Raw genomic sequence first — 303 nt, 5'->3', positions numbered from 1 at the left:
CGCGCGGTCGACAGCAGTCCCTGCAATGCTCCGCCCATGACGATGCTGGCGGCAAGCGACAGTGGCAGGGCGACAGACGCGGGAATGTCGAACAAGGTCAGCGACACAGTCGCGAGTCCGCCGTAAACGACGAACTCGCCCTGTGCGAAATTGATGACCTTGCTCGTGCTGTAGATCAGGCTGAAGCCGACGCCGATCAGTCCATACACCGCACCGATGGCAAGTCCTCCGGCGAGGAACTGCGGAATCGCGCCCCAATCCATGATGGCTTACTTCTCGTAATCGGCGAGACGCCAGCCGTCC

Annotated in this window: 1 pseudogene; it reads right to left on the bottom strand. The window is 61.7% G+C overall.

The features are described from left to right. Positions 1-263: pseudogene (locus I554_RS0125285) on the bottom strand (hypothetical protein); the annotation flags it as partial. Between the last annotated feature and the right edge of the window lie 40 nt (positions 264-303).

Source organism: Afipia sp. OHSU_II-C1 (assembly GCF_000497575.1).
Lineage (GTDB): Bacteria > Pseudomonadota > Alphaproteobacteria > Rhizobiales > Xanthobacteraceae > Afipia.
The sequence above is the reverse complement of the archived record's forward strand: the minus strand, read 5'-3'. Positions and strand labels throughout refer to the sequence as shown.